Origin of the sequence: Frederiksenia canicola (assembly GCF_011455495.1) — a bacterium.
Classification (GTDB): Bacteria; Pseudomonadota; Gammaproteobacteria; order Enterobacterales; family Pasteurellaceae; genus Frederiksenia; species Frederiksenia canicola.
Window position 1 is genome coordinate 1,215,810 of record NZ_CP015029.1, and the last position, 22,734, is coordinate 1,238,543.

The following is a 22,734-nucleotide window of genomic DNA, read 5'->3' on the forward strand; positions in this document are numbered from 1 at the left end:
ATAGGTTCTCTTCGATTATTTAAGGGGATGAAATGGATGACATAACAGGTAATCTAATTCATTTCCCCTTGATATTATTGATCATTTTATCGGTCATATCATAATAAAAATAAGAGTAGGTATAGTGATATTCTACACCTACTCTTATTGAATTATAACGTAACAGCTAACTTGTCATAAGCTCGACGAGCTTTTTCGAGGGCTTTTTCAATGCTCTCATCACGAGCTAGCACCACACCTAAACGGCGATGACCGTTTACTTCACCTTTACCAAACAAACGAATATTAGTATTTGGCTCGGCCAAAACATTATGTAAGTTACCAAAAGAGACTTGAGTCGATTTGCCTTCCACAACGATTGCTTTAGATGCCGATGGGCTGATGAGATTGATCGCTGGAATTGGTAAGCCGAGAATCGCTCTTGCATGCAGAGCAAATTCCGATAGCTCTTGTGAAATCAGCGTCACCATTCCCGTATCGTGCGGGCGAGGTGAAACTTCGTTGAAAATCACGTCGTCACCGCAAATAAACAGCTCCACGCCAAAAATGCCACGTCCACCTAATGCGCTGGTAATTTTCTCGGCAACGTCTTGGGCTTTTTTCAGTGCTATTTCCGACATTGCTTGTGGCTGCCACGATTCGCGATAATCGCCATCAATTTGGATATGCCCAATCGGAGCAAGGAATGACGTGCCATGAACATGGCGAACCGTCAGCAGTGAAATTTCGTAATCAAATTTGACAAAGCCTTCCACAATGACACGCCCGCCTCCAGCACGTCCGCCTTGTTGGGCATAATCCCACGCTTTTTGAATATCTGCTTCCGATTTGATCACACTTTGTCCATGCCCTGAGGAAGACATAATCGGTTTGACCACACAAGGAATACCAATTTCTGCAATTGATTGCGTAAATTGTTCAAAATTATCGACAAAACGGTATGGGGAAGTTTTCAGCCCAAGTTCTTCTGATGCCAAGCGGCGAATCCCTTCACGGTTCATCGTGAGTTTGGTTGCTTTTGCCGTTGGGATTACGTTGTAGCCTTCTTGCTCCAGTTCCACTAAGGTATCGGTGGCTATCGCCTCTACTTCAGGCACAATAAAATCGGGTTTTTCTTTTTCGACTAACGCTCGTAACGCATTGCCGTCTAACATTGAAATGGTGTAAGCTCGGTGTGCTACTTGTTGTGCGGGTGCATTTTCATAGCGATCCACTGCAATCACTTCCACGCCTAAACGTTGTAGCTCAATGACCACTTCTTTTCCTAGTTCCCCGGAGCCAAGCATCATTACTTTAGTGGCTTTAGGGGTTAACGCTGTACCTAATATTGTCATTCTTTTTTCCTTTATTAAGTCAATTTGCCGTTATTATAGCAAAAGCAAACGTTTGCGTTAAACAAAAATAAAAATGGCGAACATTGTCGCCATGTTGTTCAATCTATTTTTTCCAACCTTTCAACGCATCGGCAAAGGCATTATTGCCAAAGGATTGACGTTCTTGGCGAGCGCCTTGCGAGCGGTCATTTTTGTCAAATTTTTTGCGAATTTGACCGCTTGTTTCGCTTTTATCCGTCGGCTTATCGTCTAAACGCATAGTGAGTGCAATCCGCTTGCGGTTAGCATCAACTTCGAGCACCTTCACCTTCACCACATCGCCCGTTTTCACCACTTGATGCGGATCTTCCACAAAGCTGTTAGACAGCATCGAAATATGTACTAAGCCGTCTTGGTGTACGCCAATATCCACGAACGCCCCAAAGTTTGTCACATTCGTCACCGTTCCTTCCAAAATCATACCTACTTTGAGATCGCTGATTTCTTCCACGCCTTCCATAAAGGTCGCGGTTTTAAATTCGCCACGAGGATCTCGCCCAGGTTTTTCTAACTCTTTGAAAATATCATTGACCGTTGGTAAACCGAATTTTTCATCAACAAAATCTTTGGCGTGAAGGCTATGGATTTTAGTCGTATTGCCCATTAAATCACCCAAGGTTGAAGCCGTTGCTTGTAAGATTTTTTCCACGACTGGATAGGCCTCTGGGTGAACACTTGACGCATCAAGCGGGTTCTTTCCTCCCAAAATTCGCATAAAGCCCGCACATTGTTCAAAGGCTTTTGGCCCTAAGCGAGCCACTTTTTTCAGATCTGAACGAGAGTTAAAACGCCCATTTTCATCTCGATATGCCACAATATTTTGTGCCAAAGTCTTCGTCATACCTGCCACTCGAGCCAATAATGGCGCTGAAGCCGTATTCAAATCCACGCCCACCGCATTTACGCAATCTTCCACCACCGCATCTAATTTACGAGCAAGCTGAGATTGGTTCACATCGTGCTGATATTGCCCCACACCAATCGCTTTAGGTTCGATTTTAACTAATTCCGCCAACGGATCTTGTAAACGGCGAGCAATGGAAACCGCACCACGTAAGGACACATCAAGTTCAGGGAACTCGGCAGCTGCTAATTCGGAAGCTGAATAAACAGAAGCCCCCGCTTCACTCACCACCACCGTTTGCGGTTGCCAATCTTTCGCTTGTTTGATGATATCCTTCGCAAAACGCTCTGTTTCACGAGAAGCTGTGCCGTTACCAATGGCAATCAGATCCACCTGATGTTTTTTCCCCAAAGCATACAGAATTTGCCCCGCTCGAACAGGATCGGTGGTATGCGGATAAATGGTGGCAGTATCGAGCAATTTGCCCGTATTATCCACCACCGCAACCTTCACCCCAGTGCGTAACCCCGGGTCTAAGCCCATGGTATTTCTCGCCCCAGCGGGTGCGGCCATTAACAACGCCGATAGGTTACGAGCGAAAACGTCAATCGCTTCTTCTTCCGCTTTTTCACGCAGACTTGCCATTAACTCCGTTTCTAAATGCAATAAGGCTTTGATTTTCCACGTCCAACTAATCACTTGCGCACGCCAGTTATCCGCTGGCTGTTTGTTGAAAATCACGCCTAAATGTTCACGAATAATCTCTTCACAATGGCTTGAACGGCTACCTTCTTCTGCATTAGGATCGGCATTTAATGAGAGCGATAAAATCCCTTCATTACGTCCTCGGAACATCGCCAAAGCTCGGTGAGACGGCACATTTTTAAATGGCTCACTATGTGAAAAATAATCTCTGAATTTCTCGCCCTCTTCTTCCTTACCTTCAATGACCTTTGATTCCAAGGTCGCGTAAGCGGTCAGATATTGGCGTAATTTTGCAAGTAGCTCGGCATCTTCGGAAAAACGTTCCATTAAAATATATCTCGCCCCGTCTAACGCCGATTTCACATCTGTCACGCCTTTTTCCGCATTGACATAGGCTTCAGCCACTACTTCAGGCGTTTGGCTTGGCTCGTTCCAAAGGCTCTCTGCCAAAGGTTCAAGCCCTGCTTCAATCGCAATCTGTCCACGAGTACGACGTTTCGGTTTATAAGGCAAATAGAGATCTTCTAATTCTGTTTTACTCTCAACTTGCTCAATTTTAGTGCGAAGTTCATCGGTCAATTTTCCCTGTTCTTCAATGGACTTGAGAATGGTTTGACGGCGGTCGTTCAGTTCTCGCAAGTAAATCAAACGAGTTTCAAAATGGCGAAGTTGGGTATCGTCCAACCCGCCAGTGACTTCTTTACGATAACGAGCGATAAATGGAATGGTATTGCCTTCGTCTAACAGCGTCATCGCTGCAAAAATTTGTTCAGATCGCACCGCAAGTTCCGCTGCGATAATTTGACTGATTTGATGATTGAGATCGGCCATTTGAGTTCCTTTTGTAAATAAATCTGCCCCCGCTTGCGGGGGAAGTACCGCCGAAAGGCGGGGTAGGGGGCAAAACAAGCGGTTAATTTTAAGCATAAATTTGCGAAAGCCCCCTTCGGTTTCGCTTCGCTCAACCACTTCCCCCGCAAGCGGGGGCAGAATTTATCTTTTCTGTTTTACAATCCCCAACGCCACACTTGCCCCGAAAATTACCATAGCAGCAAAAAGTAGCTGTGGAATAGAAAGGGTTTCGCCAAGAAAAAGATAGGCGATGATTGCGGTGGAGATTGGCAGTAGTAGCTCTAAAATCTGAAAGGTAATGATGCCCTGTTTTTGGATAATGTGGAAGGCTAAAATCATTCCTACGCCAATTGCATATACGCCGAACAGGATTAAACTGAGCAGAAAACTGTGTGAAATGTGCTGAATTTCACTGATTTTGTCGGTTTGAACACTCATTAGCAAACTGATAATCGCTGTGCTGAAAGAGGTGATGCAACTTAGGGTAATCACATTGAGTTTGTTGTTAGTGAATTTCACCACCAAATTTTGAATATTGCGGATCACGATTGAAAGCAGTAAGAAAAATGCCCCCATCACAAAGGCACCGCCAATTTCGAGGCGTTTGCCATACCAAATAAAACCTAAGCAACCGAGAACCGTTAGAATACAGCCTATCCAAAAGGTTTTACTGCGTGTTTTTTGGCGTTCGTCTTGAAAGAAAAGGGCTGCAATCAATACGCCAAAGGGCATTGCGATGACACCAAATATGGAAGCGGTAACCGCGTTTGTGGCAGCTACGCCCTTCAAATAAAAATACATATTGCCGCACATCATCACGCCAACGAATAAAGCGGTAGCAAATAATTTTGGTGCTTTTATCAAGTTAATCAAACTTTGGCGGTAGCGAATGAGCACCCAAATTAAAAGTACCACAGCTCCAGATAAAAATCGCACCGCATTATTATTCAGTGGGTCAAGCTGTAGGCTGAAATAGCGAAGCAGTACAATATTGATACCAATCGCAAAAATATAGAACAGGTTGATCGTGAGTGCGTTCATCATTAGGGTAGAATCGGGGTAAAATAGCCAAAACGTGCGGATTTTAGCAAAAAGGAAAGACGAAATGAAACAGTATGATGTGGTGATTATTGGTGCAGGGGCGGCGGGCTTATTCTGTGCAGCGCAATTAGGTCAGGCGGGCAAGTCTGTTGCAGTGTTGGATAACGGTAAGAAAATTGGGCGCAAAATTTTGATGTCTGGCGGTGGTTTTTGCAATTTCACCAATCTGGATGTTACTCCCAAGCATTATCTGAGCCAAAATCCGCATTTTGTGAAATCTGCCCTTTCTCGCTACACCAACTGGGATTTCATTTCACTGGTGGCAAGCTATGGGATCGCTTATCACGAGAAGGAATTGGGGCAACTTTTTTGCGATGAAAGTTCGCAGCAGATTGTCGATCTACTTCAAGCCGAATGTGCAAAAGGCAAAGTGGATATCGTGCTGCGACAAGCGGTCGTTTCTATTGAAAAATTTGTAAAAAACTTTGAAATTCAGACCGCTAGTGAAACCTATCAAACGGAAAATTTAGTGATTGCAACGGGGGGATTGTCGATGTCAGGGCTAGGGGCATCGCCTTTTGGCTACAAAGTGGCGGAGCAATTTAGCATTCCCGTTGTGCCAGTGCGTGCCAGTCTTGTGCCTTTTACTTGGAAAGAGAGCGATAAGCCTTTTGCGAGTTTATCGGGCATAGCCCTGCCTGTGAGTGTGAGTAATCGTAATCAAACCTTCACAAATCAAATGTTGTTTACCCATCGAGGCTTGTCAGGGCCTGCTATTTTGCAGATTTCTAATTATTGGGAGATGGGCGAAAGTGTGGAAATCGACTTATTGCCAAGTGAAAATATTGTTGAAATTGTGCAAGAACTTCGTCAATCTTCGCCAAAATTACAGCTAAAAACAGTCTTAAATCGTCATTTTCCTAAAAAATTAGTCGAGCTGTGGTTCGAGCAACATCTTTTGCAAGATAAAGTGATTGCTCAACTGACTAAAGCTGATCTGCAACAGCTCGAACAGTTTATTCATCATTGGCATTTTCTACCAAACGGCACAGAAGGCTACCGCACCGCCGAAGTAACAATGGGCGGAGTAGATACCGATTACATTTCATCAAAAACAATGGAAGCAAAACAGGTTGAAGGGCTCTATTTTATCGGTGAAGTATTAGATGTGACAGGCTGGCTTGGTGGCTATAATTTCCAATGGGCATGGTCGTCTGCAGCGGCTTGTGCCAAGGGGATTCTGGCGAAGTAAGCATCACAAGCGGTCGGTTCCACGGAATGTTTTGCAAATCGCAAAAGATCAGACGAAAGTGACCGCTTGTTGGGTGATAATTACTTTAAATTTGTTAGTAAATTGTTTGGTTAAATTTAATTTGTTGATAATGGTTCTCAAAAAGTTGATGTAGATCATAAATTGAGCTGAATTTGTTCGGTTTTTGCAGTAATTTCACTCCAAATAGATAATAATTTCATTAGTTAAATTATTTTTTAAAGGAAAACATTATGGCTCACAATGCAAAAAACGATGCGGTTTATGATGCTCAAGCAGAAGTCAATCAACTGGTTGAAAATGGCTTGAAAGCCTTGGAACAGTTCCGTTTACTTGACCAAGAACAAGTCGATTTTATCGTGGCAAAAGCCTCCGTTGCTGCACTCGATCAGCACGGTGCTTTAGCACTCCACGCTGTTGAAGAAACGGGGCGGGGGGTGTTTGAAGATAAAGCCACCAAAAACCTGTTTGCCTGCGAATATGTGGTGAATAATATGCGGCATTTGAAAACGGTTGGCGTGATCAGCGAAGATGACGTGACAGGCATTACCGAAATTGCCGACCCTGTGGGTGTGGTGTGCGGCATTACTCCAACTACCAACCCGACGTCCACCACTATTTTCAAAGCGTTAATCGCTCTCAAAACGCGTAACCCAATCGTTTTTGCATTCCATCCTTCTGCCCAACAATGTTCTGCTCACGCGGCTCGTATTGTACGTGATGCGGCTGTTTCTGCAGGCGCTCCAGAGCATTGTGTCCAATGGATTGAAACGCCGTCAATGGAAGGCACATCTTTACTCATGAAACACCCTGGCATTGCAACCATTCTTGCAACTGGCGGAAACGCAATGGTGGAGGCCGCCTACTCCTGCGGTAAACCAGCCTTGGGCGTAGGGGCGGGCAATGTCCCTGCTTATGTCGAAAAATCAGCAGATCTCAAACAAGCGGTGTACGACATTGTGATGTCTAAATCCTTTGATAACGGGATGATCTGTGCTTCTGAGCAAGCGGCGATTGTGGATAAAGAGATCTATGCTGATTTCATCAAAGAAATGCAGTCTTACGGGGTCTATCTTGTCAATAAAAAAGAGAAAGCGATGCTTGAAAAATATATTTTCGGGGTCGATAAAGCCGACAAAATGAGCTGCTCTGGGGCGAAATTAAATTCCGCCGTGGTTGGAAAACCGGCGGCTTGGATTGCAGAACAAGCGGGCTTTTCTGTGCCGAAAAATACCAATATCTTACTGGCGGAATGTAAAGAAGTGGGCGAAAAAGAACCGCTTACTCGTGAAAAGCTCTCCCCCGTGTTGGCGTTACTCACTTCCCATAGCCAAGAAGAAGGCATTTCGTTGGCGGAGCAAATGGTTAATTTCCACGGTTTAGGGCACTCGGCAGCGATTCATACCAAAGATGCACAGCTAGCGAAAACTTTTGGTGAGCGAGTGAAGGCGATCCGTGTGATTTGGAATTCGCCATCCACTTTCGGCGGCATCGGCGATGTGTATAACTCGTTCTTACCATCACTTACGCTTGGTTGCGGTTCTTACGGCAAAAATTCCGTTGGTAACAACGTGAGTGCGGTCAATCTCTTGAATATCAAACGTGTGGGCAGAAGGAGAAACAATATGCAGTGGTTTAAAGTACCATCCAAAATCTACTTTGAACGAGATTCCATTCAGTACATCAAGTCAATGAAAGATGTTGAACGTGTGATGATTGTGACTGACCGTGCCATGGTTGATCTGGGGTTTGTTGAGAAAATCGCTGAGCAGTTACGCTTACGCAAAAATAAAGTCACCTACCAACTGTTCGCTGATGTGGAGCCTGATCCATCTATTGAAACCGTGCGTCGTGGTACCGAATTGATGCGCAGCTTCCAACCAGACACTATTATCGCACTTGGTGGCGGCTCGCCGATGGATGCAGCAAAAGTGATGTGGTTATTCTATGAACAGCCTGAAGTCGATTTCCGCGATCTCGTACAGAAATTTATGGATATTCGCAAACGGGCGTTCAAATTCCCGCAGTTAGGTCGCAAAGCGAAGTTTGTCTGTATTCCAACCACATCGGGAACGGGTTCAGAAGTGACGCCATTTGCGGTAATTACCGAAGGCAATAAGAAATACCCAATCGCCGACTACTCGCTCACGCCAACTATTGCGATTGTCGATCCTGCGTTAGTGATGACCGTGCCTGCACATATTGCTGCCGATACGGGTTTGGATGTGCTAACTCATGCAACAGAAGCGTATGTGTCAACAGTGGCAAATGACTACACCGACGGCTTAGCGTTGCAGGCGATCAAATTAGTATTCCAATTCCTTGAAAAATCGGTGAAAGAAGCTGATCCTGAGGCTCGTGAGCGGATGCATAACGCCTCAACCATTGCGGGAATGGCATTTGCGAATGCATTCTTGGGGATCAATCACTCAATGGCTCACAAAATCGGTGGACGTTTCCACACTGTTCACGGTAGAACTAACGCAATTTTAATGCCGCACGTGATTCGTTATAACGGCACTCGTCCAACCAAAGTGGCAACATGGCCGAAGTATAATCACTATAAAGCGGACGAAAAATATCAAGACATTGCTAGAATGCTCGGTTTACCAGCGGCAACGCCAGCGGAAGGAGTGGAATCTTATGCCAAAGCCGTAGCTGAACTTGCCAAGGCTTGCGGCATTAAGATGTCTTTACGTGAACAAGGCGTGGACGAGCAAGCATTTTTAGCCGCCCGCAAAGAGCTTGCCTTGCTCGCCTTTGAAGATCAATGCACCCCTGCCAACCCACGTTTAGCGATGGTGGAAGACATGGAGGCAATTCTCACTAAGGCGTATTACGGCGAATAGTGTCGTTCTCATCAATAAAACACAAAGCGATTTATTTTCAAATAAATCGCTTTTTCGTTTTGCAACATTTTTATAGAATCTGACCGCTTGTAAGCGGTCTGTTCTGTTTTTAGCATGACTTAAATAGTGTTTGGTGTTTTTCGGTCAATAAGGCGACTTCAGGCTCAAAGGCAATAGTTTGTTTTGCACGTTCAAGGGATTGGCTTGCCATTGTCAACGCCGCCTCCGCAATCTCTTTTTCAGGCACATTTCGCCAAATGCCGGCCAGTACTTTTTGCATCACAAGATTGACCTCCAAAATGCCTGCACCGTCACGAGAAATCGGGGCAAAGCCATCCCGAATTAGCTCTTTGCAGTCTAATGGACGAATTGAAAGGCGATCGTATTCAGCTTTTTCCTGTTCAGTTTCGGTATCATTGAGTAGTAAAGACATCATTATTGCCATCACATTGATTGCGGTACCTGGGTCATTCACCGCAGGGGATAATGCGCGTTGTGCGGCTTCACTTAGTACAATAAATGCCCAAGCAGGATCTTGTGCAAAGGTTCTTTCTTGTGAGAATACGAAGCAGTTTTGTATTTGCTTGTGTTCTTCAATTCCACCTTCAACAAAACACAGAGTAGTATCTGGTGTGATCAGCTCACCTGGGCGAAGATCAATATGGATCTGGCTTTCAGATTTCTCCGCAAGACGTTGCAGTGTCTGCATATCAATGTGAGTAAGATAGCCTGAATGTTCTGCTTTCACTGGCTCCATATTGAGCGTTGGTTGAAAAGAGAGTGCAGCCCCCATTGTTGGTGATTTGCGGTATTGTGTAAGCGATTGTTCCGCAGCATGATGGATTTTCGTGAGTGTATTTCCTAAACGTCCTAGTTGGGATAGGGTATAAACCCAACGGATTAAGGTTACGATCAAATAGACGAGAACGGCTACAGTGCTAATGAAAAGCACAAAGCGTCCGTTTTGTTCATAAAAACCCATGCCTAATGCGGTTTTAGCAATGATTGCATAGATAAATGCACAGATAAAACTGCTGATTGCGGTACGGGTACTTCTGTCATCCATGACTAAATCAATCGCTCTTGGTGTTGCACTATTGGCAGCTGCAGCAAATGCTGACACCATAATCGAGAGAGAGAAAGTACTCACGGCGAGCATACTAGAAGCAACAACGTTAAGTAGGCTATCAAGGGTTTCTTGTGTAATGTCAGGAAGAATATCTGCTTTTAATGTTCTCGCCCCTAAGCGGAGTGAGAACACGAAAATGACGGTAACGATCGTCCAATAGGTTGATGTTACCCATAATTGATTGCTGGGTTTTTTGAAGGCAAGTAGCCATTTGTAAAACATATTTCCACTCCTTGTTTTGGGAATGAAAGTTTACTGCAAGGATAATTCGGAGTCACTTGATATTTATCAAGTTAGCATATTGACGAATGAAAAAGAGTTGCTAGAATCCGCAGCGCTTTTTTCATTTATTTCACAGAAAAAAGAAAATGTTCGGATGAAGATAGCTGGAGAGTGGGGAGTACCCCACACCGACGAGGTAAACTCTTTCAGGTGCAACAGCGAGGACAGCTATTGGACGAACCCTTGGAGAGAGTCAATTACGTATTGGCCGCCGAAGGCGAAAATGGCAAATGCCGTGAAACGCTCAGGCAAAAGGACAGGGGAGAAAAGGTTTCAACAAGCGGTCATATTCGCTTTAGATCTTGCAAATGGCACAGATCCTAGCCCCTTTGAAAAAGGGGCTAGGGGGATTTCTTTTCTTTCCTTGTAAGCATTTTTTACGAGGAATATCAAATGTCGATCGACACTTTTCTAAATAGTATTAAGCATTTTATTTGGGGACCGCCGTTACTGATACTAATCTCTGGCGTCGGGATCTATTTCACTTTTCGGCTAAAACTGATTCAACTTTTTAACCTGCCGAGAGCCTTTGTTTATATGTTTAGCCGTGAAAAAGGCGGGGAACAAGCGGGTGATATTTCCGCATTTGCCGCACTTTCCACGGCATTAGCGGCAACCATTGGTACGGGTAATATCGTGGGGGTGGCAACAGCTATTCAAGCAGGTGGGCCAGGGGCATTGTTCTGGATGTGGCTAATCGCCCTATTCGGTATGGCAACTAAATATGCGGAATGTTTGTTAGCGATTAAATTTCGTACCAAAGATCGCGATGGCTTTATTGCAGGCGGTCCAATGTATTACATTGAATTGGGTATGGGGAAAAAATGGAAATGGCTCGCGAAGTTGTTTGCCCTTTTTGGCGTGATGGTGGCATTGTTTGGTATCGGGACTTTCCCGCAAATCAATGGGATTACCACGGCCTTACATGATACCTTTAACTTGCCGATCAGTCTCACAGCCATTGTATTAACAGGGCTGGTGGCGGCGATTATTTTAGGCGGTGTGCAGCGTATTTCAAAAATGGCTAGCGTAATTGTGCCGTTTATGGCGATTGCTTATGTGGCGGCATCGGTGTTGATTTTGGTGCTAAATGCCGAGAAATTACCAACAACCATTGCGTTTATTGTGGAAGCCGCATTTCATCCACAAGCAGCACTTGGTGGGGTTGTGGGCTTTACCGTGATGCAAGCCATTCAATCAGGTGTGGCTCGGGGGATTTTCTCTAATGAAGCTGGGTTAGGTTCAGCTCCGATTGCAGCAGCGGCCGCTCATACCAAAGAGCCAGTACGACAAGGCTTGATTTCAATGACAGGCACCTTTTTAGATACGATTATCGTCTGCACAATGACAGGTTTGGTGATTGTGCTGACCGGTACTTGGCAAGGTACAGTTCAAGGGGCTGCACTCACAAACTTGGCATTTTCACAAGGCTTGGCGAGTGAATTTGGCGCGGTGATCGTGACCGTTGGGCTGATTTTTTTTGCCTTTACCACCATATTGGGCTGGTGCTATTACGGCGAGCGTTGCTTTGTTTATCTCACAGGCGGACGCACTCGAGGTATCAAATTCTATCGCCTTGCTTTCATCGCCCTAATTGCGATTGCTCCGTTTATTCAGCTCAATACCATTTGGACGATTGCCGACATCGTAAACGGCTTAATGGCGTTCCCCAACTTGATTGCGTTGGTCAGCCTTCGCCATGTTGTAATTGAAGAAACGCGTCTCTATTTTGAACGCCTAAAACTGGGGCAAGTCAAGTAGCCACAAGCGGTCAGATTCACAAGAAAATTTGCAAATTTTTCTGCGGAACTGACCGCTTGTATTAACTACTTTTACGAACGAGAAGAGTCAGCACTTCGTAATGAGCCGTGTGAGGGAACATATCAAACAGCTGGACTTTAACCAATTCATAATGGGTTAATGATGCAAAATCGGCAGCCATTGTGCTTGCATTACAGCTTGAATAGAGCAAATAAGGTGAGCCGAGTTGGTTAATGAATTCGGCTAATGGCTTACCTATTCCACGTCGAGGTGGATTGACGATCACGGCATCAGGTCGCAGTCCCGCTTCATTCAAGGCAAATTGAGCGGAGTCTAATGATGCAAAGCGAATGTGATTCAGCCCAAGTCGCTTGGCAGACGTTATTGCACTTGCAATCGCAGAGGGCGAAATTTCAATGCCTGTTAAGGTGGCATTCGGATTTTGTTGCTGTAATGGGCGAATACAGTGCAATCCAAAACCTCCAACACCACAAAAGAGATCCCAAAGATGCGAAATCGGTAAATCTTGCAACCATTGTTGTGCCGTTGCGTAAAGTTGGCTTGCCACATGTGGGTTCGTTTGGAAAAAACCTTGCGGGCGAATAAATAGCGGTATGCCATTGAAATATTCTTCTAGCACCTGTTGTGGCGTGAGAAAAATTTCTTGCTCGCCTTCAAGCACGGCAGAATGGTGTGGTTGAATATTGAGTGTGACCACCGAATTAGCGGGAAGCTGAGCGAGTAAGCCCGCCAGTTCTCGCTCAACAAGCGGTCTTTTCAGCTCACTTTTTAGTACAAAACGAATCATCACTGAGTGGTTATATTGGCTTTGGGTAATCAAAATATATTTCAGTTCTCCCCGTTTTTTTGCCACATTGTAAGGTACAAGCCCAGCTCGCCCGATAAACTGTTTGAGAAGTGGAAAGAGTGCTGAGATGGAGTTAGGGTAGAGCGGGCAATCGGTTAAGTCCACCGCACTTTGTGGGTTATTGGGATCGTTCAAAATGCCCAAAATCGGCCGTTCTACGCTGCCAGACACCACCATTTTCGCTTTATTTCGAAAATGGGTAATGGGAGAAGTGACTTCGGGGAAAAATGCCGTCTTTTGCAAAATATAAGGCGAAACTAACCGCTTGAGATCCGCTGATTTATCAGATAGTTGCTCAAGGTATGGCTTATCTAGCCATTGGCAGGAAGTACAACGCTTTTTCTCAAAATGTTGGCAATTCAGTAGGTTAGGCATTGTTTGCCTTCCATTCAAGCCATTGAGTTTGCAATTTTGCGAGTGATTGATGAGCTTGTTGCCAACGTACACTTTGTTCTAATTCACGCCAACTGACCGATTTGCGTTTCATTAAGCTGTAGTGACGATCTTGTTGAGCTTGCGTTGGTTGGTATTTCAAGTTGTCGAGTACTTGTACAACACCAGCAGGCTCATTGCAAAGTAAGAGCAGATCACAGCCCGCATTGAGTGCTTTTTCGCTGCGTTCTACATAGTCTCCCATAAAACCAGCCCCTTTCATCCCTAAGTCATCGGAGAAGATAACCCCATTGAAGTTCAATTGTTGGCGTAAAACGTCTTTCAACCAATAGGCTGAACCACTTGCTGGCTGGCTATCGCATTGGGTGTAAATCACATGAGCAGGCATGATTGCAGATAATTTACCTTTTGTAATTAATTGCTTAAAAGGCTGGATATCGTGGTTAAAAATAGTCTCTTTTGAACGGTCATCGAAAGGTGTTTCCAAATGTGAGTCTGCCACGACATGACCATGCCCAGGGAAATGTTTACCTGTTGTTGCCATACCTATTTCACGCATTCCGTCAATAAACGCTTCAGCAAGGGGCAAGATGTGAGTTGGATTTTGTCCAAAGGAACGATCACCAATTGCTTTGCATTGGTGCCCTAAGTCTAAAACAGGCGCAAAACTTAAATCAATATCTAAAGCAAACATTTCCGCTGCCATTAGCCAGCCCGCTTCTTTGGCAAACTGGATTTGTTGTTCGGCAGGAAGCAAAGTTTGAAAGGATTGCATTGCTGGCAACGTTGTAAAGCCTTCACGAAAACGTTGTACACGCCCGCCTTCTTGATCAACGGTGATCAGCAGTGGTTTTTTGATACGCTGGCGAACAGACTGAATTAATGCCCGAATTTGTTCACGGTCGTGAAAGTTACGAGTAAACAGGATTAAACCTGAAACAAGCGGATGTTCAAGTAATTCTTGCTCTTCAACGGTTAGTTCTTTGCCTACTAAATCAATCAGTAACATAATGCCCTCTAAATAAAAATGCTCCCAAAGATGAGAGCATTTTACAATTATTTCTGACGTTTTGCTTGATTACGTCGCATTCTGATGTTTATCAGCTCAACCACAACAGAGAAGCCCATTGCAGTATAAATTGAGGATTTAGGAATATGAATATTGAACCCTTCTCCTACTAAAGCAACACCGATTAAGATTAAGAACGCTAACGCTAGGTTTTTAATCGTTGGATGATGATCTACAAAGTCACCAATCGGTTTCGCTGCTAACATCATGACACCAACTGCAATCATAATTGCGATAACCATCACAGGAATATCGTCAGCCATACCTACTGCGGTAATAACAGAGTCGAGTGAGAACACAATATCTAAAATAGCAATTTGGACTAAGATCATTAAATAGCTTGCTTTTTTAGCAGAGGCATTGTTTTCATCATGGGCGTCACCACGAATAGCATGCTGTAATTCCATCGCACTTTTTACAATAAGGAAAAGTCCACCAAGAATGAGAATTAAATCTCTGCCTGAAATATCTTTCCCCATGATGCTAAAGAGTGGATCAACCAAACGCATCATCCAAGCTAATGAAAGTAAAAGTAATACACGGGTCGCCATAGCTAAGCCTAAACCGATAAGTCGAGCTGATTGGCGCTGTTTTTCTGGTAAGCGAGAAACTAGGATACTAATGAAAATGATGTTATCAATACCTAGTACAATTTCTAATGCGGTTAAAGTAAATAGAGCAACCCAAGCTTCTGGGTTGGCAACCCACTCAAACATAATAAATCCTTAATGAATAAAAAAGAGAATTGGCGATCTAATCGCCAATTTTTTGTTTAAAGTCGCACATCATATAGAGAGCCGCACAGAAATTAAAGAGTTGAGCGTAAAAAATTTTGTAAAATTTCTGAAGTAAAATTTTTGCGTAAATAAAAACCAAGGGGAAGCGATTGGGTTTTTTCCCCTTGCTGGTTAATCGCATTTGCTAGAGCCTTGCTATTTCTCGCCTTAGGGCGAAGTTGTAAGACTTCGCCTAAGGTTGCATTAATCTCATTTAATCGTCCTAACACAATCAACTCCATCAACTCTTCCCAGTCTCGCTGTAATTGCTGATCTTGATGTGGTGTTGGAGACCATAGAATAGGCATACCTATTCTTCGTTGTGCTAACGGAATTTTTCGTTCTCCTTCAACGGGAACCCAGAGCACTTTTTGCAATTTATGACGAACATGGGAAGTTTGCCATGTAATGCCATGATTCTGTGTTAAAGGTGCTAAGCTAACAAAGGTTGTTTCTAGCGGTAGACCTTTTTCATTGACTGGAATTGTTTTTAATTCAATGCCTAAGTGGGCAAAATCTTGCTCTGGTTTGCTGCCTGCTTTTGCACCTAATGCGGTTTCTATCAAAATACCCACCCAGCCTTTATCACGTCGAAGATCTTGTGGAACAACCATTCTGAGCTGTTCAGCAATTTCACCTAAACGGAATCCCGCAAGCCATTGCGCTTTTTGTAGTAATTCAGTTTCAGTTAGAGAATGCGTAGCTAGCTGCATATTTTTGCAAAAATTTAGGAGAATCTGACCGCTTATTCTAGCGAACTAATCTTCTTCCGCCAAATTTAACATTTCCTGTGCATTTGCTAAAACCGCTTCTGTAATTTTACTTCCTCCAAGCAATCTGGCTAAGGCATGAACTCTTTCTGAAGGAGCAAGTAAGCTCATTTGTGTTTCTGTTTCGTTATTTTCAACGAATTTTTGCACATTGTAATGATAATTCCCATGGCTTGCGACTTGTGGTAAATGCGTTACACACAGCACTTGGCATTTTTTCCCAAGCTGACGCAGTAATCGTCCAACAACGGTGGCGGTAGGACCACTAATGCCCACATCCACTTCATCGAAAATAATCGTTGGTGTAGAGAGTTTATTGGCGGTTAAGACCTGTACTGCTAATGAAATCCGTGACAACTCACCACCAGATGCAATTTTTGCTAACGGTTGGGCCTGTTGTCCTAAATTGCTGCGTAAATTAAATTCGACAACGTCTGCCCCATTTGATGATAATTTATCAAGATTATGCTGAATTTCGATGAAAAATTCGCCATTCTCCATGGCGAGTTGCTTGATCTGTTGGGTAACTTGTTCTGATAGTTTTTGAGCAGCATCACAACGTTTTTGATAAATCTGTTCAGCAATTTCAAAACATTGTTGATGAGCCATTTGTTCATCAGCCATCAATTGGGCTTCGTTTTGTTCAAAATCCAGTAATTTTTCGAGCTCTTGTTGCAAATTTTGGTGCTGTTTCCATAGATGTTCAGTAGGAACTTGATGTTTACGTGCAAGTTGTATGGCTTTACTGATACGGTTATCTAATTGATTCAGTAACTCAGGATCTTGTTCAATATTATTGGCTAAATGGCTAACTTCGGAGCTGGCTTCTTGTACTTGGATTAACGCTTCATGGAGCATATCAAGTGCAGAGCCATAACGGCTATCCAGTTCAACCAGTTTTTCTAACTCTCGAATAGTTTGATAGAGCGTGGTATCTATATTTAATTCATTATCGGATAACTTGGCCAAGACAGATTGAGACAGTGCGGTTAATTGTTCAGAATTGGCTAAACGAGCCTGATCTTCTTCCATTTGCTCAAATTCACCTTCTTTAATTGCGAACTCATCCAACTCTTCCACTTGATATTGCAATAGCTGTTTACGAGCTTCATTTTCTTGGCATTGTTGATGAAAGTTGTTGACTTGCTTATGCAGTTTTCGCCAAATTTGATAATGTTCAGCCATCGTTGCAAGCAACGTATGAAGATCCGCATAGTTGTCGACTAATTCAAGTTGATATTCGCTTTTTAATAAGAGTTGTGGAGCGTGTTGTCCATTTAAGTGAATTAAATATTGCCCTAGTTCACGTAACTGTGAGACAGGCAAAGGACGATTATTGACAAAGGCTTTAGAGCGTCCATCAATGTTGATGATCCGACGTAAAATGCACTCATTTGGATTGTCCTCATCTAAAAGTTCATGGTCTTTTAACCACAAAAATGCAGGACTATTTGGTTGCATTGAAAAAGTGGCAGTGATGTCTGTTTTCTCTGCACCTTGGCGAATCATGCTGCTTTCAGAACGATAACCGAGGCATAATCCTAACGCATCAATTCCAATCGATTTTCCCGCTCCTGTTTCGCCTGTAATCACAGACATCCCTTCGTTCAGTTCTAATACTAAATGGCGGACAATGGCAAAATTATTTATGGTAAGTTGAGTAAGCATGATCTCTGGATAAATAAACACTGTTTATCTATATATTAATACTGTTTTTTTGAACAGTAAAGGTGGGTTTGCAAAAAAATATGTAAATGTGACCGCTTGAGAGTAGATGTCGATTTAATTTTTGGCAGAAGTATGAAAAAAGTGATACGATACAGGCATTTTCATTTCAAAATAGAATTGCCTAATGAAAGAAATTCTGCGAATTGCGACCCGTCAAAGCCCATTGGCGTTGTGGCAAGCCAACTTTGTGAAAGACGCTTTAGAACAGCGTTTCCCGCATTTATCAGTCGAATTAGTGACGATGGTGACTAAAGGCGATATCATTTTAGACACTCCATTAGCCAAAATTGGCGGAAAAGGCTTATTTGTCAAAGAATTAGAGCTAGCGTTATTGGAAAATCGAGCTGATCTTGCCGTACATTCAATGAAAGATGTGCCAATGGCTTTTCCGGATGGTCTTGGCTTAGCTGTTATTTGTGAACGGGAAGAGCCACGAGATGCGTTTGTCTCAAATCAGTACGCCAGTCTAGATGAGTTGCCTGAAGGTGCTGTTGTAGGTACTTCAAGTCTTCGCCGTCAGTGTCAATTAGTTGCAAATTACCCACATTTGCAGGTCGAGTCTTTGCGTGGCAATGTCGGAACACGTTTAAGTAAATTGGATAATGGCGAATATGATGCCATTATTTTAGCGGCCGCGGGGCTGATCCGATTAGGTATGCCAGAACGAATTCGGAGTTTCATTTCAACAGAAAAATCGTTGCCAGCTGCGGGGCAAGGTGCAGTTGGAATTGAAACCCGTCTAAATGATCAACGTGTATTGCAGTATGTGAAATCTCTTGCTCATCAGCCCACAACCTATTGTGTACAGGCAGAGCGAGCAATGAATGCTCATTTACAAGGTGGTTGCCAAGTACCAATTGGTGGTTTTGCTGAATTAAACGGTGATCAAATTTATTTGCGTGCACTAGTGGGGGCAGTAGATGGCTCGGAAATTATTCGAGCAGAAGGCTCAGCAAACGTTGAGTATGCTGAACAGTTAGGCGTACAAATTGCAGAGCAGTTGTTAGCAAAAGGTGCAGATAGGATTCTTGCAGAAGTTTATTCGAACGAATGAATGTATTGATCACTCGCCCTGATGAACGAGGGCAGCAGCTTGTTGAATTGTTAGCGAAAGAACAAATTTTTGCTATCCATCAGCCGCTTTTTTCGGTTGTGGCAGGAAGAGAACTCCCTTTGTTGCCTTCTACGGTTTCGGGGCTAAAAGCGGGCGATTTTCTGTTTGCAGTATCAAAAAATGCGGTAGATTTTGCTCATCAAACCTTAACAGAAATTGGTTTTGGTTGGCGAAGTGACTTGCAGTATATTGCTGTTGGTCAAGCAACCGCAAGCTATCTTGCAAGCCACGCCATGCAAGCGGTATGTTACCCCTTAAAATTTGCAAATAGTGAAGGCTTGTTAGAATTGCCTGAAATGCAACAAAATCTGCAAGGCAAAACCATACTGATTTTACGCGCAGAATCTGGGCGTGAATATTTTGCTGAACAAGCTAAACAGCGAGGAGCTGAAGTGAAAGTGCTGGAGTGCTATCAACGCATTCCGTTTACTCAAGATATGAGTGATAAAATCAGCTTAGCAAAACGAGCAGGGATTGACACTATTGTCGCAACAAGTAGCGATATTGTTTCAATGTTAGTTGCTCAAACGCGTGAAGAAGATCGAGAATGGTTGTTTCAATGCCGTTTAGTGGTGGTGAGCCCACGAATTGCCAAAGATGCCCAACAGCTTGGTTGGCAAACAAAAGCTATTGATATTTCGGAGAAAGCAGATAATCATAGTCTGCTGAATACGTTGTTAAAATCTTAACTTGAATATAGGTGGGAGTTATGACGAAACAGAATAAAAAACAGATTTCTCAGGTTGATGAGGTTACTGAACAAGTAACAGAAAAGGTTGAAGACATCATCTCTGAACCAGATGACGTGCAACAAGCGGTCAGATCATCAGAACATTTTGCAAAAGATACTGAGACGATGGCAGACACCCAAAATGAACCGAAACGGAAGGAAGAACAAGTGGAAGACAAAATGGAACAAACTGAAATTCAGCCGACATCGCTGGAAACTGAAAAAAAACAAAAATCTGGTGGTAGCGGAATGGCGGTACTTGCCTTACTTGTTGCACTTGGTGTTGGCGGAGCAGGCTATTTCTTCGGGCAACAAAAATTTGCAAGCGTAGAAGAACAACTCACAAAAGCACAGCAACAAATTCAGCAACTATCTCAACAAGCGAACGTTCCTGTGCAAACGGCAATTGAAATACCTAATTTTGATGCAGAAAAAGCCCAAATTGCTAAGCTAGTTGGTGAACATCAGCAAACTCTGGAATTAATTCGTTATTTAGAACGTGAACAAGCGAATGATGCGAAACAAATTAATGGATTACAAACGCAATTACAAAAGCTAGGTTCAGCACCACAAGCAGAACCTACTACGTTTCTGCTTTCCGATGCGGATTTTCTATTAACCAATGCATTGCGTAAAGTGGTAATTGACAATGATATTGAAACCGCTAAAAGCCTGTTAGTTGAAGCTGATAGTGTATTAAGTCAAGTGAATGAACCAAATATCGCTGCAATACGTGAAGCAATAAAAGCAGATTTAAATACATTGGCGACTTTAAATAAGGTTGATCAAAACAATATTATGCAACGTCTCGCACAGTTGGCTAACTTAGTTGATGACATGCCAATGTTAGATCATGAACAGCAACTTGCCGTTCAGGAAAGTAATGAGGTGAGTGATTCACTCGCCGACTGGCAAAAAAATATTGAGAAAAGTGCAGATTCGTTTTTAAGCCATTTCATTCGTGTGAGTGATAAAAAGCAAGCTCAAGATAAAGCCTTTATTGCACCAAATCAGGAAATCTATTTACGTGAAAATATTCGATTACGTTTGCAAATCGCGATCCTTACCGTGCCTCGTCAGCAAAATGAATTGTATAAGCAGTCACTCGAGGCTGTCAGCTCTTGGGTAAGAAGCTATTTTGATGTGCAAAATGAGAATGTGAAAATGTTCTTAAATGAAGTGGACGAGTTAATTGAGCAATCCATTTACATTGATGCACCGAATAATTTGCAAAGTCCTACATTATTAAAGCAAAAGCTAAACCGTGCTGAACCAGCGGTCAAAAAAATTGAATTAGAAGTGGATAAAGCGGTGGAGCGATTAAAAATAGAGCAGCCCGCAGAACAAACAGTTCAGCCACAAGCTGAACCACAACAGTAGGGGGAATTAGTATGTTACGTGTTCTCTTTTTAATGTTGTTAGTCCTAGCAGGGTTGATTTTAGGCCCTTATATCGCAGGCAACCAAGGTTATGTTCGGATTGAAACAGCAAGTCGGGTCTATGAAATGAGTATTGTGATGCTCGTCGTGCTCTTTGCGGTATCAATGGCGATAGTTTATGGCTTAGAGTGGATAGTGGCCCGTTTTTGCCGTTTGAGCCGTGATTCTTATCAATGGTTTGGGAATCGTAAACGCAGAGCCGCGCAAAAGCAAACGCTTGAAGGCTTGATGAAAATGACTGAAGGGGATTATTCAAAAGCAGAAAAATTAATCAGTAAAAATGCCAGACATTCCGATGAGCCTGTGCTTAACTTTATTAAAGCCGCAGAAGCAGCACAGCAACGTGGAGATGATCTCGCCGCAAATAAACATTTGATTGAAGCGGCAAAATTAGCGGGTCCAAATAATGTTGCCGTTGAGTTAGCTCGAACTCGCTTGTTGTTGCAACAAGGCAAACTACCAGCTGCACGTAGTGCGGTAGATAGCTTACTGGTATTAGCACCGCATAATATTGATGCACTACGTCTCGCCATCGACATTTATCAAAAATCTAAAGCATATAAAGCCTTAGATAATGTTTTAGAAGAGATTGGTAAGCGGAGTTTCTTATCTGCAGAAGAATATGAGCGTTTAGAACAGCAAGTTGATGACGGCTTATTAGATGAAGTAATGGCAGATGAAGGACAAGAAGGACTACTAAATTGGTGGGAAAATCAATCAAGTCGTCGCCGTCGCTCAGTATACGTTCGAACCGCATTGGTTAAACGTTTACTTGATAGCGAGGACCATCAATCTGCAACAGACATTGCTTTGGAAACGGTTAAAAAATTCCAAGACGAGCAATTGCAAGGTCTATTTAATGAATTAACTCGTCTACAAACGGATGAAAACAGCAAGCTATTGAAAGTGCTTGCGAAACGTTATACTCAAGCCGAAACACACTATAGTGATGATTACGCTCGAGCTTTGGGTTACATTTATGCAAGAGAAGGGGTGTTTGATAAAGCAAAACCTTACTTTGTACAGTTGCTTGAACACCAAGAATGTACTCCAAATGATCGGATAATGGCACTTTATGTTGCCGAACAGTTAAATGATTCAGCACTCATTGGAACCATTCGCACTCAGAATTTAAAAGAAGTAAAAATGGAAGCTAAAGAACCTTCTGTTCTGTTATTACCAAATTCTTAGTACGAAGAGATAATTGTCGTTTTCTATGAAAAAATCCCACGCTAACAATTGTTAGGTGGGATTTTTGATCGATTTGCAAAAAAACTGTCGGAACTGACCGCTTGTAAGTCATAAAAAAACCAAGTGTTTGCTTGGTTTTTTTATTTCTATTTAATATTTTTGTTTTAAATTATTGAGTGCAATTAAACCTTTATCACAACTTTTTTGCTGCATTTCACTGTCCATTTTTAAGATTTTTTGTTTAGAAGAAGACAGTTTGTCTTTCATCTTTTTTACTTGGATGTGTGTGCCGGGTTGTTTTTCTGCTTCAGAAATTAGCTTATCGCCTTCTTTAAATAATTGCAGACATGGTTGTGCCAACTTATTCGGAGTTTGTGGTTTCGCAATGTTTAGTGAGGAGGTTTTTAGGTCTGCTGCGAAGCTATTTCCATTTACGAACATGCAGCTAATAACAAAAAAAGAAGAGATAGTGTACTTAAACATAACAAGTTCTTTAAAAGGTTTTACAAATTGGTGTGTATGGTATAACAAATCGATTTATTCTGGCAAT

The 22,734-nt window shown here is 42.9% G+C and carries 17 protein-coding genes and 1 riboswitch; of the genes, 7 read left to right on the top strand and 10 right to left on the bottom strand.

Going from position 1 to position 22,734, the window contains the following annotated elements; translation table 11 throughout:
• Positions 1-152: 152 nt before the first annotated feature.
• The 3 genes from purT to A4G17_RS05990 all read right to left on the bottom strand — a co-directional run bounded on the left by purT (position 153) and on the right by A4G17_RS05990 (position 4,818).
• Positions 153-1,334: a formate-dependent phosphoribosylglycinamide formyltransferase gene (purT, locus tag A4G17_RS05980; protein WP_123956478.1), complete on the bottom strand. Its 1,182-nt coding sequence runs from the start codon at positions 1,332-1,334 to the stop codon at positions 153-155.
• 103 nt (positions 1,335-1,437) lie between these two features.
• A complete protein-coding gene (locus A4G17_RS05985) occupies positions 1,438-3,753 on the bottom strand; it encodes a Tex family protein (RefSeq protein ID WP_123956476.1) in 2,316 nt (771 codons plus the stop codon).
• Positions 3,754-3,915: 162 nt separating this feature from the next.
• Entirely contained in the window at positions 3,916-4,818 is a 903-nt protein-coding gene (locus A4G17_RS05990; RefSeq protein WP_123956474.1) for a DMT family transporter, read from the bottom strand.
• Positions 4,819-4,879: 61 nt separating this feature from the next.
• Here A4G17_RS05990 and A4G17_RS05995 point away from each other — a divergent pair, with 61 nt between their 5' ends.
• Positions 4,880-6,067: a BaiN/RdsA family NAD(P)/FAD-dependent oxidoreductase gene (locus tag A4G17_RS05995; protein ID WP_123956473.1), complete on the top strand. Its 1,188-nt coding sequence runs from the start codon at positions 4,880-4,882 to the stop codon at positions 6,065-6,067.
• 251 nt (positions 6,068-6,318) lie between these two features.
• A complete protein-coding gene (adhE, locus tag A4G17_RS06000; RefSeq protein WP_123956472.1) occupies positions 6,319-8,934 on the top strand; it encodes a bifunctional acetaldehyde-CoA/alcohol dehydrogenase in 2,616 nt (871 codons plus the stop codon).
• Between the two features lie 109 nt (positions 8,935-9,043).
• On the opposite strand, the gene A4G17_RS06005 is transcribed toward adhE, so the two are convergent.
• Positions 9,044-10,285 carry a DUF2254 domain-containing protein gene (locus tag A4G17_RS06005; protein ID WP_123956471.1) on the bottom strand — a complete coding sequence of 414 codons (1,242 nt, stop codon included), beginning with the start codon at positions 10,283-10,285 and terminating at the stop codon, positions 9,044-9,046.
• 233 nt (positions 10,286-10,518) lie between these two features.
• Positions 10,519-10,615: riboswitch (glycine riboswitch) on the top strand.
• Positions 10,616-10,738: 123 nt separating this feature from the next.
• Here A4G17_RS06005 and A4G17_RS06010 point away from each other — a divergent pair.
• Positions 10,739-12,106, top strand: a complete 1,368-nt coding sequence (locus tag A4G17_RS06010) for an alanine/glycine:cation symporter family protein (RefSeq protein ID WP_123956470.1) — start codon at positions 10,739-10,741, stop codon at positions 12,104-12,106.
• A 61-nt stretch (positions 12,107-12,167) separates the two neighbouring features.
• On the opposite strand, the gene rlmC is transcribed toward A4G17_RS06010, so the two are convergent.
• From rlmC to recN, 5 genes are all read right to left on the bottom strand, one after another.
• The gene (rlmC, locus tag A4G17_RS06015) at positions 12,168-13,349 is read right to left on the bottom strand and encodes a 23S rRNA (uracil(747)-C(5))-methyltransferase RlmC (RefSeq protein ID WP_123956469.1); all 1,182 of its coding nucleotides are present in this window, start codon (positions 13,347-13,349) and stop codon (positions 12,168-12,170) included.
• Positions 13,342-14,376, bottom strand: a complete 1,035-nt coding sequence (gene nagZ / locus A4G17_RS06020; protein ID WP_123956468.1) for a beta-N-acetylhexosaminidase — start codon at positions 14,374-14,376, stop codon at positions 13,342-13,344. The genes rlmC and nagZ overlap by 8 nt, the downstream gene beginning before the upstream one ends.
• Positions 14,377-14,423: 47 nt before the next feature.
• Positions 14,424-15,152, bottom strand: coding sequence for a TerC family protein (locus A4G17_RS06025; protein WP_123956467.1), 729 nt, complete (start codon positions 15,150-15,152; stop codon positions 14,424-14,426).
• 92 nt (positions 15,153-15,244) lie between these two features.
• Positions 15,245-15,925 (bottom strand): DNA mismatch repair endonuclease MutH, encoded by a 681-nt coding sequence (gene mutH / locus A4G17_RS06030; RefSeq protein WP_123956466.1) that lies wholly within the window; start codon positions 15,923-15,925, stop codon positions 15,245-15,247.
• A gap of 45 nt (positions 15,926-15,970) precedes the next feature.
• Positions 15,971-17,650, bottom strand: a complete 1,680-nt coding sequence (gene recN, locus A4G17_RS06035; protein ID WP_123956728.1) for a DNA repair protein RecN — start codon at positions 17,648-17,650, stop codon at positions 15,971-15,973.
• 184 nt (positions 17,651-17,834) lie between these two features.
• Between recN and hemC the strand changes: the two genes are divergently transcribed.
• From hemC to A4G17_RS06055, 4 genes are read left to right on the top strand one after another with little or no spacing between them, the layout of a single operon-like run.
• Positions 17,835-18,764 (top strand): hydroxymethylbilane synthase, encoded by a 930-nt coding sequence (gene hemC / locus A4G17_RS06040; protein WP_123956465.1) that lies wholly within the window; start codon positions 17,835-17,837, stop codon positions 18,762-18,764.
• The gene (locus A4G17_RS06045; RefSeq protein WP_123956464.1) at positions 18,761-19,513 is read left to right on the top strand and encodes a uroporphyrinogen-III synthase; all 753 of its coding nucleotides are present in this window, start codon (positions 18,761-18,763) and stop codon (positions 19,511-19,513) included. The genes hemC and A4G17_RS06045 overlap by 4 nt, the downstream gene beginning before the upstream one ends.
• A 20-nt stretch (positions 19,514-19,533) precedes the next feature.
• The gene (locus tag A4G17_RS06050) at positions 19,534-20,934 is read left to right on the top strand and encodes a uroporphyrinogen-III C-methyltransferase (RefSeq protein WP_123956463.1); all 1,401 of its coding nucleotides are present in this window, start codon (positions 19,534-19,536) and stop codon (positions 20,932-20,934) included.
• Positions 20,935-20,945: 11 nt separating this feature from the next.
• Positions 20,946-22,184 (top strand): heme biosynthesis protein HemY, encoded by a 1,239-nt coding sequence (locus A4G17_RS06055; RefSeq protein ID WP_123956462.1) that lies wholly within the window; start codon positions 20,946-20,948, stop codon positions 22,182-22,184.
• Between the two features lie 150 nt (positions 22,185-22,334).
• On the opposite strand, the gene A4G17_RS06060 is transcribed toward A4G17_RS06055, so the two are convergent.
• A complete protein-coding gene (locus A4G17_RS06060) occupies positions 22,335-22,667 on the bottom strand; it encodes a DUF5339 domain-containing protein (RefSeq protein ID WP_123956461.1) in 333 nt (110 codons plus the stop codon).
• Between the last annotated feature and the right edge of the window lie 67 nt (positions 22,668-22,734).

Excerpts from the sequence above, each read along its gene's own strand:
- purT (WP_123956478.1), bottom strand. The coding sequence starts at position 1,334 with ATGACAATATTAGGTACAGCGTTAACCCCTAAAGCCACTAAAGTAATG.
- A4G17_RS05985 (WP_123956476.1), bottom strand. The coding sequence starts at position 3,753 with ATGGCCGATCTCAATCATCAAATCAGTCAAATTATCGCAGCGGAACTT.
- A4G17_RS05990 (WP_123956474.1), bottom strand. The coding sequence starts at position 4,818 with ATGATGAACGCACTCACGATCAACCTGTTCTATATTTTTGCGATTGGT.
- A4G17_RS05995 (WP_123956473.1), top strand. The coding sequence starts at position 4,880 with ATGAAACAGTATGATGTGGTGATTATTGGTGCAGGGGCGGCGGGCTTA.
- adhE (WP_123956472.1), top strand. The coding sequence starts at position 6,319 with ATGGCTCACAATGCAAAAAACGATGCGGTTTATGATGCTCAAGCAGAA.
- A4G17_RS06005 (WP_123956471.1), bottom strand. The coding sequence starts at position 10,285 with ATGTTTTACAAATGGCTACTTGCCTTCAAAAAACCCAGCAATCAATTA.
- A4G17_RS06010 (WP_123956470.1), top strand. The coding sequence starts at position 10,739 with ATGTCGATCGACACTTTTCTAAATAGTATTAAGCATTTTATTTGGGGA.
- rlmC (WP_123956469.1), bottom strand. The coding sequence starts at position 13,349 with ATGCCTAACCTACTGAATTGCCAACATTTTGAGAAAAAGCGTTGTACT.
- nagZ (WP_123956468.1), bottom strand. The coding sequence starts at position 14,376 with ATGTTACTGATTGATTTAGTAGGCAAAGAACTAACCGTTGAAGAGCAA.
- A4G17_RS06025 (WP_123956467.1), bottom strand. The coding sequence starts at position 15,152 with ATGTTTGAGTGGGTTGCCAACCCAGAAGCTTGGGTTGCTCTATTTACT.
- mutH (WP_123956466.1), bottom strand. The coding sequence starts at position 15,925 with ATGCAGCTAGCTACGCATTCTCTAACTGAAACTGAATTACTACAAAAA.
- recN (WP_123956728.1), bottom strand. The coding sequence starts at position 17,650 with ATGCTTACTCAACTTACCATAAATAATTTTGCCATTGTCCGCCATTTA.
- hemC (WP_123956465.1), top strand. The coding sequence starts at position 17,835 with ATGAAAGAAATTCTGCGAATTGCGACCCGTCAAAGCCCATTGGCGTTG.
- A4G17_RS06045 (WP_123956464.1), top strand. The coding sequence starts at position 18,761 with ATGAATGTATTGATCACTCGCCCTGATGAACGAGGGCAGCAGCTTGTT.
- A4G17_RS06050 (WP_123956463.1), top strand. The coding sequence starts at position 19,534 with ATGACGAAACAGAATAAAAAACAGATTTCTCAGGTTGATGAGGTTACT.
- A4G17_RS06055 (WP_123956462.1), top strand. The coding sequence starts at position 20,946 with ATGTTACGTGTTCTCTTTTTAATGTTGTTAGTCCTAGCAGGGTTGATT.
- A4G17_RS06060 (WP_123956461.1), bottom strand. The coding sequence starts at position 22,667 with ATGTTTAAGTACACTATCTCTTCTTTTTTTGTTATTAGCTGCATGTTC.